General features: G+C 36.8%; 17 protein-coding genes. 12 read left to right on the forward strand and 5 right to left on the reverse strand.

The genetic code is table 11. From position 1 onward, the window contains the following. The first annotated feature begins 8 nt into the window (after positions 1-8). The 4 genes from KFV12_RS02395 to KFV12_RS02410 all read left to right on the forward strand — a co-directional run bounded on the left by KFV12_RS02395 (position 9) and on the right by KFV12_RS02410 (position 4,928). A complete protein-coding gene (locus KFV12_RS02395; RefSeq protein WP_111717348.1) occupies positions 9-959 on the forward strand; it encodes a thiamine pyrophosphate-dependent dehydrogenase E1 component subunit alpha in 951 nt (316 codons plus the stop codon). Between the two features lie 12 nt (positions 960-971). Then, positions 972-1,994 (forward strand): alpha-ketoacid dehydrogenase subunit beta, encoded by a 1,023-nt coding sequence (locus tag KFV12_RS02400; protein ID WP_111717350.1) that lies wholly within the window; start codon positions 972-974, stop codon positions 1,992-1,994. A gap of 16 nt (positions 1,995-2,010) precedes the next feature. Continuing rightward, positions 2,011-3,315, forward strand: coding sequence for a dihydrolipoamide acetyltransferase family protein (locus KFV12_RS02405; RefSeq protein WP_254257199.1), 1,305 nt, complete (start codon positions 2,011-2,013; stop codon positions 3,313-3,315). 170 nt (positions 3,316-3,485) lie between these two features. Continuing rightward, positions 3,486-4,928, forward strand: coding sequence for a sucrose-specific PTS transporter subunit IIBC (locus KFV12_RS02410; RefSeq protein ID WP_254257200.1), 1,443 nt, complete (start codon positions 3,486-3,488; stop codon positions 4,926-4,928). A gap of 70 nt (positions 4,929-4,998) precedes the next feature. Here KFV12_RS02410 and KFV12_RS02415 read toward each other — a convergent pair whose 3' ends face one another. Both KFV12_RS02415 and KFV12_RS02420 read right to left on the reverse strand, forming a co-directional pair. Then, positions 4,999-5,523, reverse strand: a complete 525-nt coding sequence (locus tag KFV12_RS02415) for a transcription repressor NadR (protein WP_099578762.1) — start codon at positions 5,521-5,523, stop codon at positions 4,999-5,001. 12 nt (positions 5,524-5,535) lie between these two features. Further along, a complete protein-coding gene (locus KFV12_RS02420; RefSeq protein ID WP_254257201.1) occupies positions 5,536-6,618 on the reverse strand; it encodes a cysteine desulfurase family protein in 1,083 nt (360 codons plus the stop codon). 81 nt (positions 6,619-6,699) lie between these two features. Between KFV12_RS02420 and KFV12_RS02425 the strand changes: the two genes are divergently transcribed. The 4 genes from KFV12_RS02425 to KFV12_RS02440 all read left to right on the forward strand — a co-directional run bounded on the left by KFV12_RS02425 (position 6,700) and on the right by KFV12_RS02440 (position 10,499). Beyond that, positions 6,700-8,139, forward strand: coding sequence for an L-aspartate oxidase (locus KFV12_RS02425; RefSeq protein ID WP_254257202.1), 1,440 nt, complete (start codon positions 6,700-6,702; stop codon positions 8,137-8,139). Further along, entirely contained in the window at positions 8,105-8,938 is an 834-nt protein-coding gene (nadC, locus tag KFV12_RS02430; RefSeq protein WP_239241942.1) for a carboxylating nicotinate-nucleotide diphosphorylase, read from the forward strand. The genes KFV12_RS02425 and nadC overlap by 35 nt, the downstream gene beginning before the upstream one ends. Then, on the forward strand, positions 8,931-10,022 hold the full coding sequence (gene nadA, locus KFV12_RS02435) for a quinolinate synthase NadA (RefSeq protein WP_436970156.1): 1,092 nt from the start codon (positions 8,931-8,933) through the stop codon (positions 10,020-10,022). Before nadC ends, nadA begins: the two co-directional genes overlap by 8 nt. Before the next feature lie 66 nt (positions 10,023-10,088). Then, positions 10,089-10,499 (forward strand): hypothetical protein, encoded by a 411-nt coding sequence (locus KFV12_RS02440; protein WP_254257203.1) that lies wholly within the window; start codon positions 10,089-10,091, stop codon positions 10,497-10,499. Between the two features lie 32 nt (positions 10,500-10,531). Here KFV12_RS02440 and KFV12_RS02445 read toward each other — a convergent pair whose 3' ends face one another. Continuing rightward, complete coding sequence (locus KFV12_RS02445) at positions 10,532-10,996, reverse strand: GNAT family N-acetyltransferase (RefSeq protein WP_111717362.1); 465 nt, start codon at positions 10,994-10,996, stop codon at positions 10,532-10,534. 86 nt (positions 10,997-11,082) lie between these two features. Here KFV12_RS02445 and KFV12_RS02450 point away from each other — a divergent pair, with 86 nt between their 5' ends. After that, positions 11,083-11,802, forward strand: coding sequence for an AAA family ATPase (locus tag KFV12_RS02450; protein WP_099578748.1), 720 nt, complete (start codon positions 11,083-11,085; stop codon positions 11,800-11,802). Between the two features lie 14 nt (positions 11,803-11,816). Here KFV12_RS02450 and KFV12_RS02455 read toward each other — a convergent pair whose 3' ends face one another. Continuing rightward, a complete protein-coding gene (locus KFV12_RS02455) occupies positions 11,817-12,635 on the reverse strand; it encodes an N-acyl homoserine lactonase family protein (RefSeq protein ID WP_254257204.1) in 819 nt (272 codons plus the stop codon). 121 nt (positions 12,636-12,756) lie between these two features. After that, a complete protein-coding gene (locus tag KFV12_RS02460) occupies positions 12,757-13,269 on the reverse strand; it encodes a DUF402 domain-containing protein (RefSeq protein WP_170122561.1) in 513 nt (170 codons plus the stop codon). Between the two features lie 218 nt (positions 13,270-13,487). On the opposite strand from KFV12_RS02460, the gene chrA reads away from it, so the two are divergent. The 3 genes from chrA to KFV12_RS02475 all read left to right on the forward strand — a co-directional run bounded on the left by chrA (position 13,488) and on the right by KFV12_RS02475 (position 16,039). After that, positions 13,488-14,642, forward strand: a complete 1,155-nt coding sequence (chrA, locus tag KFV12_RS02465; protein WP_239241940.1) for a chromate efflux transporter — start codon at positions 13,488-13,490, stop codon at positions 14,640-14,642. Between the two features lie 96 nt (positions 14,643-14,738). Next, positions 14,739-15,269: a DNA-3-methyladenine glycosylase I gene (locus tag KFV12_RS02470; protein ID WP_111717368.1), complete on the forward strand. Its 531-nt coding sequence runs from the start codon at positions 14,739-14,741 to the stop codon at positions 15,267-15,269. A gap of 11 nt (positions 15,270-15,280) precedes the next feature. Then, entirely contained in the window at positions 15,281-16,039 is a 759-nt protein-coding gene (locus tag KFV12_RS02475) for a class I SAM-dependent methyltransferase (RefSeq protein ID WP_239241939.1), read from the forward strand. Positions 16,040-16,073 lie beyond the last annotated feature (34 nt).

Consider the following 16,073-nt stretch of genomic DNA (forward strand, 5'->3'; position numbering starts at 1 on the left):
AATAAACAATGGAAAAGGAAAAAGCACTATGGATTTATCGAAAAATGAATGAAATTCGTGAGTTTGAGGATGAAGTGCATAGAATATTCTTGACTGGTACGATTCCAGGTTTTGTACATTTATATGCAGGAGAAGAAGCAATAGCAGTAGGAGCTTGTGCAGAACTAAATGATGCTGACTATATCACAAGTACACACCGCGGACATGGACATGCTATTGCTAAAGATTGTGATATTTTAGGTATGATGGCTGAGATTTATGGACGTAAAGATGGCTTAAATAAAGGGAAAGGCGGTTCAATGCATATTGCTGAAGTTGAAAAAGGTATCCTAGGTGCCAACGGAATCGTAGGTGCTGGATTCCCACTTGCAAATGGTGCAGGTCTTTCTATTAAAACATTAAAACAGGATGCAGTTGCCGTATGTTTCTTCGGTGATGGTGCTTCAAACGAGGGTACTTTCCATGAAGGTTTAAACTTTGCTTCGATATTAAATTTACCCGTAATTTTTATCTGTGAAAACAATGGTTTTGGTGAAGCGACACCCCATAGTTATGCATCAGCTTCAGAAACTGTGGCTGAACGTGCATCATCTTATAATATGCCAGGGCATCATGTAGATGGTAAAGATGTTGTAGAAGTTAATGAAGTAATGATTGAGGCAGTGAAACGTGCAAAAGCTGGAGAGGGGCCAACTTTAATTGAATGTAAAACATATCGTAACTATGGTCACTTTGAAGGAGATGCTCAAAGTTATAAATCAGATAAGGATGAATTACGTGACTTAGATCCAATTGTTATTTTTAAAGAACGTGCTTTAAAAGAGGGTTGGATGACTGAAGATGAAGCGAAGAAAATTGAAGATGAGGCAAAAGCATTAATTGAAGAAGCGGTTAAATTCGCAGAAAATAGTCCATTACCAGATGACTCTTCACTACTTGAAGATGTCTATGCAGATTAAGGAGGAATAATCATGACAAGAGAACTCACATTTATGCAAGCGGTTACTGAAGGAATCGACCAGGCAATGGAGAAAGATGAAACTGTTATTTTAATGGGAGAAGACGTTGCTGGTGGTAATACAATTGAGCATTTAGATGGAGATGAAGCGTGGGGCGGCGTGTTCGGCTTAACGAAAGGTATCGTAGGTAAATATGGTCGTGAACGTGTTATTGATACACCAATCGCCGAACAAAACTATGTTGGTGCGGGTGTAGGTGCCGCTGCAACCGGACTTAGACCGATTGTTGAATTAATGTTCAACGATTTCATTGGATATGCACTAGACGCATTACTTAACCAAGGTTCAAAAATGCGTTACATGTTTGGTGGTAAAGCAAAAATTCCTATGACGATGCGTACAGTGCATGGCGCAGGTGCTTCAGCGGCCGCTCAGCACAGTCAATCATTATATGGTATGTTCGGAGCAATTCCAGGTATAAAAGTAGTTGTACCATCCAACCCATATGATGCAAAAGGATTATTACTTGCCGCAGTTGAAGATGATAACTTAGTTGTATTTTCTGAAGATAAAACATTATATGGTATGAAAGGTGAAGTACCAGAAGAGTATTATACTGTTGAAATAGGCAAAGCAAAAATTGTAAGAGAAGGTACAGACCTTTCAATCGTTGCGATTGGTAAAATGGTACATGTAGCACTTGAAGTAGCGGATGAATTAGAAGGCCAAGATGTTTCAGTTGAGGTTATTGATTTAGTAACAGTAGCACCGTGGGATCAGGAGACAATATTGAATTCTGTAGAGAAAACAAATCGATTAATTGTAATAGACGAAGCAAATCCACAAAGTTCTACAGGTCATTCAATTGCAGCTGTTGTTGGTGACAAAGCATTTGATTATTTAGATGGACCTGTTAAAGTTATTACGGCACCACATACACCTGTTCCTTTTGCTGAGAACCTTGAGAAACTATACATTCCAAATAAAGATAGAGTGCTTAAAGAAGCAGCAGAAATTATTGATGATTTAAAATAATGCGAGGTGAAGTTAAATGAGTAAAAGAGTTGATATGCCGAAGCTAGGAATGACCATGACAGAAGGTACAATAGATGAATGGTACAAATCTGTAGGTGATGCTGTTAAGAAAGGCGAAGCATTATGTATGATTGCTTCTGAGAAATTAACGATGGATGTTGAATCTCCGGATGATGGACAACTACTTGAAATCACTGTTGAAGCAGGAGGTGTTGCGAAAGTTGGTGAGCAAATAGGACTTGTTGGTGCAGAAGGTGAAGAGAGCGATAACAAGCCGTCAGGAGACGATGAAGCACTAAGTGAATCTGGTGAACCCACTGATGAACGTGAAGCAATTAAAGATGCTGCAGAGAAATCAGATAGCTTTGAGCGTACTCACGATAAGGAAATTAATGAAAATGCAATTGAAGAAGAGGGTCATCCAACTGAGCAACCTCAACAATCTGATAAGAGAATATTTATCACACCGCTTGCTAAGAAAATAGCACAAGAAAAAGGTATAGATTATTCACAAATTAAAGGTACGGGTGGTAACGGACGTATCACAAAGCGTGATGTTGAAAATGCACCAGCTAAAGCACAGACTGAGCAAGCAGCTCCAGCTGAAGTTCATGCCGTTGCCGAGAAATCTATTACACCGAAAAACTTAAGCCCAATGCGTAGTGCGATAGCTGCGAACATGATGAACAGCTTACAAACGACAGCACAATTAACATTACATCAAAAAGCAAATGCAGATAAACTATTTAAATTTAATAAAAAACTTAAAGCTGAAGTTAGTAATAGCGAACTAGATATTAAAGTAACTGTTACGGCATTGATTACTAAAGCTGTTGCATTGGCATTAAAAGAAGATGAAAAAATGAACAGTACTTATGATGAAGGCATTTTAACGAAACATGATGATGTGAATATCGGAATAGCAACTTCGCTTGACGATGGATTGATGGTACCGGTAATTCATGATGCAGGTAGTAAATCTATCGGTGACATTGCAGTGCAAATCTTAGAACTATCTGACGCAGCAAGAAACGGTAGTTTAGAGAATGAGAAGATGAGTGGCGGTACGTTTACGATTACAAATATCGGGACATCTGGTATTGAATATTTCACACCAGTGCTAAATGCACCTGAAGTAGGTATTTTAGGTGTAGGATCAGTGCAAAATGAATTAAAATTAGTTGATGGTGAAGTGAAAGAAACGAAAATCTTACCGCTCAGCTTAACAATCGACCATCAAATTATTGATGGTGCAGACGGTGCAAACTTCTTAGCTACTTTAATCAAATATATTGAAAATCCATTTTTATTAGTACTATAAATGATGAGAAGCTTGAGACAGGTGGTCTCAAGCTTTTTTTTTATAAAAATATTAAATGTAAGCGTTGACAGAAAGTGATTTTGGGAGTAAGATTAGTTTAAATTAAGCACATAGTTCACGGACATATTTTTTTATACCAAAATGGAACCGGTTCCAAAGGAGGAAATGGAATGGATTACAATCAAGTTTCAAAAGATATTCTAGCTGCTATCGGTGGCAAAGAAAATATCGATGCAATGGCACACTGTTCAACGCGTTTACGTTTAGCTTTAAAAGATGAGAGTATCGTAGACCAGAAAGCATTAGACAATATGGATGCGGTAAAAGGTACTTTCTCAACAGGTGGTCAGTACCAAATTATTATCGGAGCAGGTACAGTCAATACTGTATTTAACGAAATGAGCAAGATGACCGGTATGGATGCTGCAACGAAATCAGAAGTAGCGTCTAAATCTACGAAGAAGATGAACCCACTACAACAATTTGTTAAGATGCTTTCAGATATTTTTGTGCCAATTATTCCAGCAATCGTAGCTGGTGGTTTATTGATGGGGATTAATAATTTATTTACAGCAGAAGGACTATTTTATGAAGGTAAGACAACGGTTATTCAAGCTAACCCAGGATTAGCTGGTCTGGCAGATTTTATTAATTTACTTGCTAATGCACCATTCGTCTTCTTACCAATCTTAATTGGTTTTAGTGCCGCAAAACGTTTCGGAGGTAATCCGTATCTAGGTGCAGCACTTGGTATGATCTTAGTGCATCCAGCATTATTAAATGGTTATGATTTCCCGAAATATGTTGCAGCTGGTAAAGATATTCCTTCTTGGGATTTACTTGGACTGCATGTTCAAAGTGTAGGGTACCAAGGTCAAGTGTTACCGATTTTAGTAGCGAGTTGGATATTAGCGACAATTGAGAAGAATTTACGTAAAGTCACACCATCTTGGTTAGATAACTTAACAACACCATTAATTTCTTTATTCGTTACTGGCTTCTTAACATTTCTATTCGTTGGACCGTTAACACGTACAGCAGGTACTTATTTAACAGACGGTTTAACATGGTTATATGAAACGGGTGGATTTGTAGGTGCGATGATCTTCGGATTCTTCTATGCACCAATCGTTATTACAGGAATGCACCACTCATTTATCGCAGTTGAAACACAGTTGATTGCAGATGCTGCGAAAACAGGTGGATCATTTATCTTCCCGATTGCTGCAATGAGTAACGTTTCTCAAGGTGCAGCAACATTAGCGGTATTATTCATTACAAAAAATGAAAAATTAAAAGGTATCGCATCAGCTGCTGGTATCTCAGCGTTATTAGGCATTACTGAACCTGCAATGTTCGGGGTTAACTTAAAATTACGCTATCCATTCATCGGCGCGATTATTGGTTCAGCTGTTGGTTCAGCATATATCGGTTTAATGCAGGTTAAAGCGACAGCTTTAGGTGCTGCTGGTTTACCGGGTGTTATCTCGATTGCACCAGGAAGTTACATGAATTATGTTATCGCAATGGCGATTGCAATCGTTGCTGCATTTGTGGCAACATTCATCTTATCAAAACGTCCAAAAAACAAAGCGATTGAAGAAGAAGCATAATTTATATCATTAATTCAATATAAAATATTAATAAGGCCAGGACAACGCGTCCTGGCCTTATTTGTAATGTTTACTCATAATCATAAATAAATCCATGTGCTAATAAATCACGTTCTGCATTATCGAGTATCTTTTCGGATTTAGCTGAGATTACATGTTCATGTATACCGTATGTGAGTTCTGCAAGCATTCTGCCGTTATCTTCGGTCATATCATTTGAGAATTCATAACAATCTTCTACAGAATTGAGCATCAGGTTCGCTGTAATTTTACCGTACACTGGATGATTGACGGATACATTATCAATCATTGCGCCATTTTCAACGATAATCGTTAATTCTTCTAACATTCTGCTATTGTCATGTTTTACGGTAATCGTACGTTTATATTTCTCACCTGTTTGAGGTGTCGCTTCAAAGATATATCCTTTCTTTGTCGCTTTAATGCCGATTTCTTCTTCACGCAATTTTGCAATATCTGAAACAATGATTTGCCTTGAAACATTAAATTGTTTCGCTAATGCAGCGCCTGGTATAGCAGCTGTACTTTCTTTAATCAGTTGTGCAATTTGTCGTCTTCTTTCCTCTGTTTGCATAGACTTTCACCTTTATGTTATTTGATTGATGACTTCTAAAAAAGTATTGATTTCTTCTTCTGTTGTTAATGTACTAAGTGATACCCGAATATATTGATGTACCGAGTAACTTTGCTTTGTAATCAATGTTTCTAAGCCTCTTGAATGCATTGTACCATGCCCACATGCAGTTCCGGTAGAGATTAAGATATTGTGTTGTGACAGTTGCTGCATGATATATTGTCCGTCTGTTTTATTGATAAGGATCGGAATAATATTTTTAAGCTGTGGTTCGAATTTCATCGGTACGTATAATGCTGGATCGAGCGTAGTAATAATTTTGTGATTGAATTGTTGTATCGTGTCTGATTGTTTATAGTCTATCAATGCTTGTGTCATCGCAACAAGTGACGGTACATCCACCGTGCCGTTTCTCATATGATGTTCGTGATGATAGAACGGATTGGTTATGCGCAATGCTTCTTCTCTAATTAGAAGGGCACCAATCCCTTTTGGACCGAAAAATTTATGTCCGCTAATTGAAAGTGACGTTACATATTGCGTTGGAATTACTAACTTACCAGCTGATTGCACTGCATCAATGTGAAATGGAATATTAAATTGATTTGTTAATTGTCCTATTTGCTCAATTGGAAAGATATAACCTGTTTCAGAACTAACATGAACACAGCTTACACATGCTATTGTTTCATGATATTGCTGTATAAATTGTTCTGTCAGAGTTAGATCAATCATGCCAGTTTCATCTTCTGGGAAGTAGTGTATGTCGTAACGAGCATGTTCGTGTAACGCTGCATAGACAGATGGATGTTCAAATTTAGACGTAAGTACGATTGTTTTATTTGATTCATGATAGAGATAATTGTTTAAAGCCATTTCGTTTGCATGAGAGCCACTGGTTGATGTTACAAGTGTAAAGTTAACTGTAAAGTATTCGTTCAGTGCATTCTCGCAGTTGTGTACGATATCTTTAACCATATCGCCACCACTATGCAAACTCTCAGAATTATAATAAAATTTTTGATTTGTATCAAAGTAACGTTGCATTGCACTCGCTGACATAGGTGATGTTGCAGCATAATCTAAATTTATCATCGAATTACCTCTTGTAATTTTATTGTTTATGTGACAATATAATTGTAAAACTAATGTAAATATATTGTAAAGGTGTTTTTTATGTATGATGTAATTATTGTCGGTGGTGGTATTAGCGCACTCAGCCTGTTAAGTTATCTTCCGAAACACTATAAAGTTGCTGTCGTGATGGAGAACAATGCTTCTTCGAGTGTTATGGCACAAGGTGGCATTGCGTCATCTTTATTTGAAAGTTCGATTGAAAGCCATGTGCAGGACACTTATATAGCTGGATGCAATTACGGAGATATTGATGTTATTCGTAAGATGATTGAAACGGGAAATCATGTTGTTCGGGATTTAATAAATAGAGGTATCGAGTTCGATCAAAAATCAGGATTGTTTGATTTAGGTATGGAGGGCGCGCATGCTGTACCTCGCATCTTTCATATGAATCACGATCAGACAGGACAATCCGTTTGTGCTTTTATGCGTTTGCAACTTCAACCACAAGTTGAAATGATTTATGGTCGTTTAACGGCATTACATAAAGATGTATATGGAAAGGTTTGCGGTATTTCAGTAGATGACAAAATATTACCGGGACAATTTGTTGTACTTGCCACCGGTGGATATAGCGGTATGTTTCAACCTGCCTCGAACCCGAGTGTATCTGGTGTGTATGCACAAATGCTCGCACTACTTTCAGGGTGTACATTACGTGACCTTGAAATGATACAGTTTCATCCGACGATGCTTACGATTGATAATAAAGCAATCTGTCTCGTCTCTGAAGCAGTAAGAGGTGCTGGTGGCGTATTGGTGAATGAACATGGTGAAGCAATTATGGCAAAGTATTTGCAGCGTGATCTGTCACCACGGCATATTACGAGTTACGAAATATTCAGTCGCATACAAAATGGAGAACGTATTTATTTAGACATTTCAAACATACGCAATTTTGCACAGCAGTTTCCATTCATTCATGCACAGTGTGAGCAATTTGGTTTATCGGAACGCATTCCTGTTGCACCGGGTGCACATTACACGATGGGTGGTATAGCAGCAGATGTAAATGGTGCGACAGCAGTAGATAACTTATTTGTAATTGGTGAAGCAGCATGTACTGGTTTCCATGGTGCGAATCGACTTGCAAGTAACTCACTGCTGGAAGGGCTTGCGATGGGGAAATTGCTGGGAGACACATTGATAAATAAAACGTTAACGCCACCAGGCAGAATTTTTTCTACTGTAAATATTCAATATAATAGTGATTTTGATCATGAATCATTTATGAAGTATGTAGGTATCGTAAGGGATACTGACAGCTTAAACAAATACTTAAGCACGCTTAATTCAAATGATACTTTAACAGCATTTGCACGCCTTATTGCAGAGTGTGCGATAAATCGTACTTCAACACTTGGTGCACATGTGATAAAGGATAAAGATGTATCAAACAGTGACAAAACAAATATCGTAAAACATTTAAATGGAGGAACAACTGTTGAATTTAATTCGCTTAGAACAAAAGTTACGTGATTTTATGGATGAAGATTTATCATATGGAGATTTATCATCCGCTATCTTTGATAACAATACTACAGGTACGATGCAACTGATTGCTAAAGAAGATGGCTATTTTTGTGGTGAAGATGTTATCTTACGAGGGTTTAATATTTTAGATAAGTGTGATGTCGTTTGTTTCAAACATGATGGGGATACGTTACATAAGGGTGAGGTTATTGCTAAAATCTCTGGAAAAGTAAAGCATCTATTACAGGCAGAGCGTACTGTATTAAATATGATTCAACGTATGAGCGGGATTACGACAGAAACGAAAAGGTATATGGAGAAAATAGCACATACGTCAGCTCAAGTGACAGATACACGTAAAACAACGCCGGGACTTGGCATGTTTGAAAAATATGCAGTACGTATTGCAGGTGCCAGCAATCACCGTAGAAATCTTAATGACGGAATCATGTTAAAGGATAATCACATTGCATTTATGGGGTCGATTGAAGCAGCAATGCAAAGTGCAAATGCATTGCGTGGTCATATGGATAAGATTGAAATTGAGATAGAAGATGAAGAAATGCTTAAAGCAGCAATTAAAGCTCAGGCCGATATCATTATGTTTGATAATTGTACGCCGGAATTTATTAAAGCGCATATTCATCTTGTGCCAGATCATATTATTACAGAAGCATCTGGTGGCATTAATATCGACACGATCAAAGCGTATGCCGAAGCAGGTGTCGATTATATTTCAGTTGGTAAGTTATTTCATGGTGCCAATGCACTCGATATTTCAGGAAAGGTGGATATCAATGATTGATTTATTAAAGTCAGGACAAATCCCTGAACAGTATTTACAAATGTCGAAAGAGGCGCTTGAAGCAAGGGTGAAAGAAGTAAAAAGTTTGCTTGGTGATGATCTATTTATTCCTTGTCATCATTATCAAAAAGATGAAGTCGTACAATTTGCTGATGCAGTAGGTGATTCGTTAGAACTTGCAAATATTTGTAAGACGAATACAGCGAAGTTTATCGCATTTTGTGGTGTACACTTTATGGCAGAAACTGCTGATATGCTGACAAATGATGATCAGATTGTATTGTTACCAGATTTAAGAGCAGGTTGTTCGATGGCAGATATGGCGAATATCCATCAGGTGGAACGTTGTGACGCATATTTAAGAGCTGAATTTAATATCGACTGTCTACCACTGACGTATGTCAATTCTACAGCAGCAATTAAAGCGTTTGTCGGTAGGAAAGATGGAGCATGTTTAACAAGTGGTAACGCACATAAAGTAGTGAGTTGGGCACTTGCGCAGGATGAAATCATACTCTTCTTACCAGACCAGCATTTAGGACGCAACACAGCATATGATTTAGGTGTTCCGTTAGAACAGATGGCAATCTATGATCCGATTCAAAATAAACTTGAATATGATGGTGAAATAAGTGACTTACGTATCATCTTATGGAAAGGGCATTGCTCAGTGCATGAGAAATTTACGGTGCAAAATATTGCCCAAGTAAGAAAGCAGCATCCGGATATGCGTATTATCGTTCATCCTGAATGTACTTTTGAAGTGGTTCAGCAAAGTGATGATGCAGGATCTACACGAAAAATCCTGGAAGAAATTACGAACGCAGCACCTGGCTCTGAGTGGGCAATCGGTACAGAAATGAACTTAGTTAATCGCATTATAAAGCAAAATCCAGATAAAGAAGTCATCTCACTTAATCCATTTATGTGTGCATGTCTGACGATGAATCGTATCGACTTACCACATCTTGTATGGTGTCTCGATAAGATAATAGAACATAACTTCGAAAACCAGATTACAGTAGATCATGAAACGACGACCTATGCTTTAAAAGCATTAGATAAAATGTTATCTCTGCAGTAATCGTTATAAATGTAATAAATCTATAAATGCATTATAATAAACATAATGTTGAATGGAGGAATTACAATGAATAAATGGGTAAAAAGAGGTTTAGTAGTCGGCGCATTAACAGTTGGTGCCGTACAAGGCGTTAAATATTTAGAGAAATACGAGATGGTTAAAAAACGTCTGAATGATTTAAAAAACGTTAAAGAATATAACGACTTACGTAAAGCGATTATGGAAGTTGTTCATGCATTTAACAACAACAACGCACCACGTCTAGAACAACAATTCCAGAACAATGATTTTGTTACTGATCAGACTGAACCGACAAATAATGTGCAGGAAGAAACGATTGGTGAAGCGGTAAAACGCGTGTTAGATACACCAGTTGTAACGAATTTAATCGGCGATAAAGCAGATATCGATATGATGAAAGATTTAATCGATGAAACAGCTGAAGTTGAAAAGCTAATCAGAAGCTGGTTTAACTAAAAAGATTGAGACAAAATTTTGTCTCAATCTTTTTATATTTCCAGTCTATAAATATATTGTTCACCTAAAGCGCCCTCAATGCGACGACCTGTATCTTCGAAGTCAACACGTTCATATAGTTTTTGTGCTGGGATATTGGCATGGTTTACACCCAGAACAATAGATTTGACATGTGTAAAATGTTTCCTAATGTAAAACGGTAATTGCAGCATTGCATGTTTACCATGCCCTTTTCCGCTATATGAATGATCCATAATCAGACTAGTAAGCAGTAAAGATTGTTTTTCATCTGTATACTGAAATCTTCTATCAGTACGATGCAATAAGAAGAAACCAATCGGCTGATTTCGATTAATAATCACGACACCATGTACATTATCGTTTATTTCTTCGATACTATATTCTGGTAATTGTGTATACTTTAAAGCTTCAGCTGGTTGATAGAATTGCCTTAATCTCTCTTTGTACTGCTCATCATATGGAACCAATTGAACCATCTTTGCACCTCGAATGACAATAAATTTTTATTATTACTTTTTTTACTATATTATTAATATAACAGAAATTTTTATGAGGTGAAAAGATGTTTATCAAAAGTATTGCATCAAATTTTAAGCCACATGAAGCAACACCTTACTATATGAAAATCCCTGCGATAAAAAAATTAGAACGTATTGATTTAACCAATCCAGTAACTATCATCGTCGGAGAAAATGGAACAGGGAAATCAACTTTAATAGAAGCGATTGCAGTGAATTATGGGTTAAATCCAGAAGGCGGAGGCAAGAACTTTAACTTTGCAACGAAACATTCACATGCAGGACTATATGAAGAAATAAGACTTGGAAAGATGGGTGTACCGAGCGATACATTCTTTTTACGTGCAGAAGGATTTTATAATGTGGCAACTGAAATTGAGCGGCTTAATGCGATTGACGGTAGACTGCTCAATAGTTATGGTGGTAAAAGTTTGCATGATCAATCCCACGGTGAATCATTTCTAGCGTTACTTAAATATCGATTTCGAGCGAAAGGTTTATATATTTTAGACGAGCCTGAAAGTGCTTTATCACCGATGCGTCAAATGTCGATGATTGTTAGGATCAATGATTTAGTAAAGCGTGGTGCGCAGTTTATTATCGCAACGCATTCTCCAATTATTATGGCGTATCCAGGTGCTGATATTATTCAGTTAAATGATGATGGATATGAACGAATTGATTACAGAGAAACAGAACATTATATCGTTACAAAGGCATTTATCGATAAACCAGAAAAGATGATTGAGACTTTATTAGAATAGTCTCAATCATCTTTTTATAATGTGATGATTTCTTCTTTTAAACTGAGGTCATGACTTGTTAATATTTTCTTACATAGAGAATCTTTACTTACGTTATTAATCCAGAGTAAAGCCTTCTTTAAATCATAGTGATTCATCACATGAGCTGGAATAATAATATCTTCATAAGATGCATTGACCAGTGCAGCATCACTCGTGATTAAAATATATTCTCCGGCACTATTCATTACTTTCACCATAAATAAACCAACGCTGTGACCTGGAGCATGAATGAGCTGTACTGTCTTATCTCCGAATAGATCATATGATTGGCCACTTGGGCCAATGCCCGTTTGGTCAAACTCAAAGCATGTTAAATCTATATCATTCCATAACTTTTGAAGATAACGCATTACACGTTTATTGGATTCTAATATTTCTTCACGACTTGCAAATATATATTTGGCATCTTTAACCTGACGAACACCGCTTACGTGATCGCTATGTAAATGTGTAAGTAACACATAATCTAAGTCGCCTGGTAGTATTCCTCTTTTACTGAGTTGCTCGTCTATCGATTGTCCTTTAGGTAATGTAGCGCGATGAATGAGTCGCTGTAATCCCAACTCTTTATGTTCTTCTGTGCGCACGCGTTTATGCCAGCCTGTATCAACAAGTATTAATCCTTTCGGGTGTTCAATCAGGAAACATGCGATAGGATATTGTTTGCGGTTTTTCTTACATGAAATAAATCCAAGCTTTGTAAGTGGATTTAGGGATTTAGTCTGTGTCGTAACGGTGCGATCGACAGTAATAAACCCTGTCTGAATAACATGTATACTAATTTTTGACACGTAAATCCCTCCGTTCCAGTTAATGTTACAACTAGCGTATCATATTATTTATAAAATAGTATTCCTTTATTGTTACAAGTTGTTAAAGATGTATAAAAAAAGATACTCTAAAAAGAGCATCTTATTTTATCGGACCATCGACATCTTTAAAATTATCGATGCCGAATGGAAATACATTATTTTTTATATTTGTTTTAAGTTCCTGCAGTGAAACGAGTGCGAAATTGGTTAACTGCAATGGATAGTTATATCGCTTCGTACTATCTAAGAACATGTCATTATTTCTTAAAAACCATTGTCCTGTATTCGATTTGACATAATCCATATCCAGGTCGATATATGTAATGTTGCCTTCATCATCCATTTGGCAAGGTGTTGAGATATTACAAAAAATCTTAACAGGTTTATATTGTTCATCGATTGAAATTGATACCGTATATCCATGATATTTAGAAAGAAAATGAAGCGTATCGTAATCAAGTAAATATGCTTCGTCTTTAATGAAATGTTTTAATAGAGAATTTTTTTCACATACTACAAAAAAGTAATGTGGTGTTTCAGAAAGTAATTTCCCTTCTACTTCTACGTGAGGTCTATCTGGATATTTATGTGATTTTATCTTTACTGTATTCACTATCTGGACCTCCTAATTTAATGTGTAGGTTTATTATAATATGAAATCGTTTTCCATGCATTGATTTCAACAGTTCTCTTTAATAATGTCATAAATTCGAGAAATTTTAAACCGTAACTCTATATATTCTCTTAAACCTTACATAATCTTTAAAGTGTTGTAACATAACTGTACTGAATATTCGTTATGATAAGTTTAACAAATCAATGGGGTGGGTTATGGGACGTTTATTAGAAATATTTTTAGTAGCACTAAAACTTGGCGTGACGAGTTTTGGAGGACCGGTTGCGCATCTTGGTTATTTCCGAGCTGAATATGTCGAGAAAAGAAAATGGCTAAGTGATAAAGTATATCAGGATCTTGTCAGTCTATGTCAGTTCCTGCCTGGGCCAGCATCGAGTCAGGTCGGTATCGGTATTGGTTTAATGCGTGGAGGGATACTCGGCGCAATATTAGCCTTTTTAGGCTTTACATTACCGTCAGTCTTTGTCCTGATTGCGTCAGTGTACTTTATGAAGGCACTCGATATGGATCTGGATTTTATAAAAGGGTTACTCATCGTTGCAATTGCCGTCGTTTTGCATGCATTAGTTGGTATGGGTAAGACCACTTTAAATAATTTAACAGCAATCATGATCTTTTTACTCAGTTTAGTCACTGCACTTGTATTTCCAACAGCATTTACGCAAATCTTAATTATTATCACTTCAGGATTAATTGGTATGTTATTGTATAAAGTTGAAACGAAAAAAGATGCGCCCATCTCTATTCAAGTTTCGAAATCAATGAGTATTGCTGCATTAATACTACTTGTTATTTTAATGATTGGACTACCGATTATTGCCCAGGTGATTAATAATGAATGGCTACATATGTTTGATAGATTATTTCGCGGAGGATTACTGGTATTTGGTGGAGGTCATGTCGTATTACCACTGTTACAAAGTGCCTTCGTACCGGATATGATGGATATCGATACATTCCTTGCTGGATATGGCTTAACACAGGCGATGCCTGGTCCATTGTTTACCTTTGGTTCATTTGTTGGCGCAAGTTTATTTGGTGTAATAGGTGGACTCGTCGCAATGGTAGCAATCTTCTTACCCGCCTTTTTATTAGTGATCGGAACTTTGCCATTCTGGGCTGTTATTCGTGAGCATCGATTGATGAAACAGGCATTAAAAGGAATAAATGCTGGTGTTATCGGTATTTTAGGAGCTGCATGGATAAATCCTATTATCATGCATACTGTAACACATTGGATGGATGTTGTATTTAGCTTAATACTTTTTGTTTTATTATATTTTGTAAAATTGCCGCCGTGGGTTATCGTAGTGCTCGGTATTATTATTGGATTTGTATTTTATAGATAAGTGCACAATTTATATTGTGTGCTTTTTTTGTGGTAGTAGAGTGGTTGCTTAAATGATACAATAAGTAAGTAATTTACAAAGAAAAAAGGTGATAGCATGAGATTTACCTGGGCAGATAGTCATCCATTGATGGCCGAATATTATGAGAATGAATGGGGTATTGCATCGCATGATGATGCGTATCTCTTTGAAATGCTTGTACTTGAAGGTATGCAGGCAGGTCTTTCATGGCTGACAATATTGAAACGCAGGGAAGGCATACGTGCTGCACTCGATCAATTTGATTATCATAAAATCGCAAATTATAATGCAGATGATTTTAATCGGCTGATGAAGTCAGATGCGATGATTAAAAATAAATTAAAGATTGGTAGTATCATTAATAATGCGCAGAAATTTATTGAGATTCAGCAGGAGTTTGGTAGTTTTGATCGATACATATGGTCATTTACAGACTTTAAACCAGTGGTTACATATTTTGAAGAAGAAAGTTTAGTGCCTGCAGATAACGCTTTATCTCAACAAATTAGTAAAGATTTGAAGCAACGTGGTTTTAAATTTGTCGGGCCGGTAATAATTTATGGATTTTTAGGTGCAATAGGTATCATTCAAGATCGATTACGTTAAAGAGGTGTTATATGGATAGTAAAGAACTTTTTAGTGAAAAAGTAGAACAGTATCGGAATTCCAGACCTAAATATGCTTGTGCGTTAATGGATTATATGAAAGAAACTTTTTCAATTGATGAGACGACAACGATTGCTGATATCGGCGCGGGGACTGGTATATTCACTGAACTATTACTGGATTTAGGCGCAAAAGTTATTGCGATTGAACCGAATAGTGCGATGGCAGCACAACTCCGTCTGGCACTAAAGTGTAAAGAACTTGAAATACATGAACGACCAGCAGAAAGTACAGAAATTGAATCTCATACCGTTGATATGATTACTGCAGCACAAAGTTTTCACTGGTTTGATCACGCTGCGTTTAAAGCAGAATGCAGAAGAATATTAAAAGGGAATGGCCCGGTTTGTCTTGTCTGGAATACGCGTATAGAAGAAGCACCGATTAATGTAAAGACCGCAGAAATTTATTCAGCGTTCTGTCCAAACTTTAAAGGATTTATCGGTTATGGTGGTGGGGTACAGTATTCTGAAGAAAGTATCTCAGATTTTTTTGAAGGTCAATATGATAAGCAGTCATATCAATTTCCATTAACATATGACAAACAAGGATTTATCGATCGTGCGTTATCCGCATCGTATGCTTTAGTGGAAGGCGATAGACAATATGATACGTTTGTAGAAAAGTTAGCGAACCTGTTCGATGCGTTCGCTGAAGATGGCAAAGTAATCGTGCCAAATGAATCAGTACTTTATTACGGAACAATATAAATTTACATCTAATATTTATAATAAAAAATAAACA

Origin of the sequence: Macrococcus epidermidis (genome assembly GCF_024205965.1) — a bacterium.
GTDB lineage: Bacteria > Bacillota > Bacilli > Staphylococcales > Staphylococcaceae > Macrococcoides > Macrococcoides epidermidis.

Bases quoted from the DNA above. Each gene is read 5' to 3' on its own strand.
- KFV12_RS02440 (WP_254257203.1), top strand. From the start codon at position 10,089: ATGAATAAATGGGTAAAAAGAGGTTTAGTAGTCGGCGCATTAACAGTT.
- KFV12_RS02395 (WP_111717348.1), top strand. From the start codon at position 9: ATGGAAAAGGAAAAAGCACTATGGATTTATCGAAAAATGAATGAAATT.
- KFV12_RS02425 (WP_254257202.1), top strand. From the start codon at position 6,700: ATGTATGATGTAATTATTGTCGGTGGTGGTATTAGCGCACTCAGCCTG.
- KFV12_RS02450 (WP_099578748.1), top strand. From the start codon at position 11,083: ATGTTTATCAAAAGTATTGCATCAAATTTTAAGCCACATGAAGCAACA.
- KFV12_RS02405 (WP_254257199.1), top strand. From the start codon at position 2,011: ATGAGTAAAAGAGTTGATATGCCGAAGCTAGGAATGACCATGACAGAA.
- KFV12_RS02415 (WP_099578762.1), bottom strand. From the start codon at position 5,523: ATGCAAACAGAGGAAAGAAGACGACAAATTGCACAACTGATTAAAGAA.
- nadA (WP_436970156.1), top strand. From the start codon at position 8,931: ATGATTGATTTATTAAAGTCAGGACAAATCCCTGAACAGTATTTACAA.
- KFV12_RS02410 (WP_254257200.1), top strand. From the start codon at position 3,486: ATGGATTACAATCAAGTTTCAAAAGATATTCTAGCTGCTATCGGTGGC.
- KFV12_RS02400 (WP_111717350.1), top strand. From the start codon at position 972: ATGACAAGAGAACTCACATTTATGCAAGCGGTTACTGAAGGAATCGAC.
- KFV12_RS02420 (WP_254257201.1), bottom strand. From the start codon at position 6,618: ATGATAAATTTAGATTATGCTGCAACATCACCTATGTCAGCGAGTGCA.
- KFV12_RS02470 (WP_111717368.1), top strand. From the start codon at position 14,739: ATGAGATTTACCTGGGCAGATAGTCATCCATTGATGGCCGAATATTAT.
- chrA (WP_239241940.1), top strand. From the start codon at position 13,488: ATGGGACGTTTATTAGAAATATTTTTAGTAGCACTAAAACTTGGCGTG.
- KFV12_RS02445 (WP_111717362.1), bottom strand. From the start codon at position 10,996: ATGGTTCAATTGGTTCCATATGATGAGCAGTACAAAGAGAGATTAAGG.
- KFV12_RS02475 (WP_239241939.1), top strand. From the start codon at position 15,281: ATGGATAGTAAAGAACTTTTTAGTGAAAAAGTAGAACAGTATCGGAAT.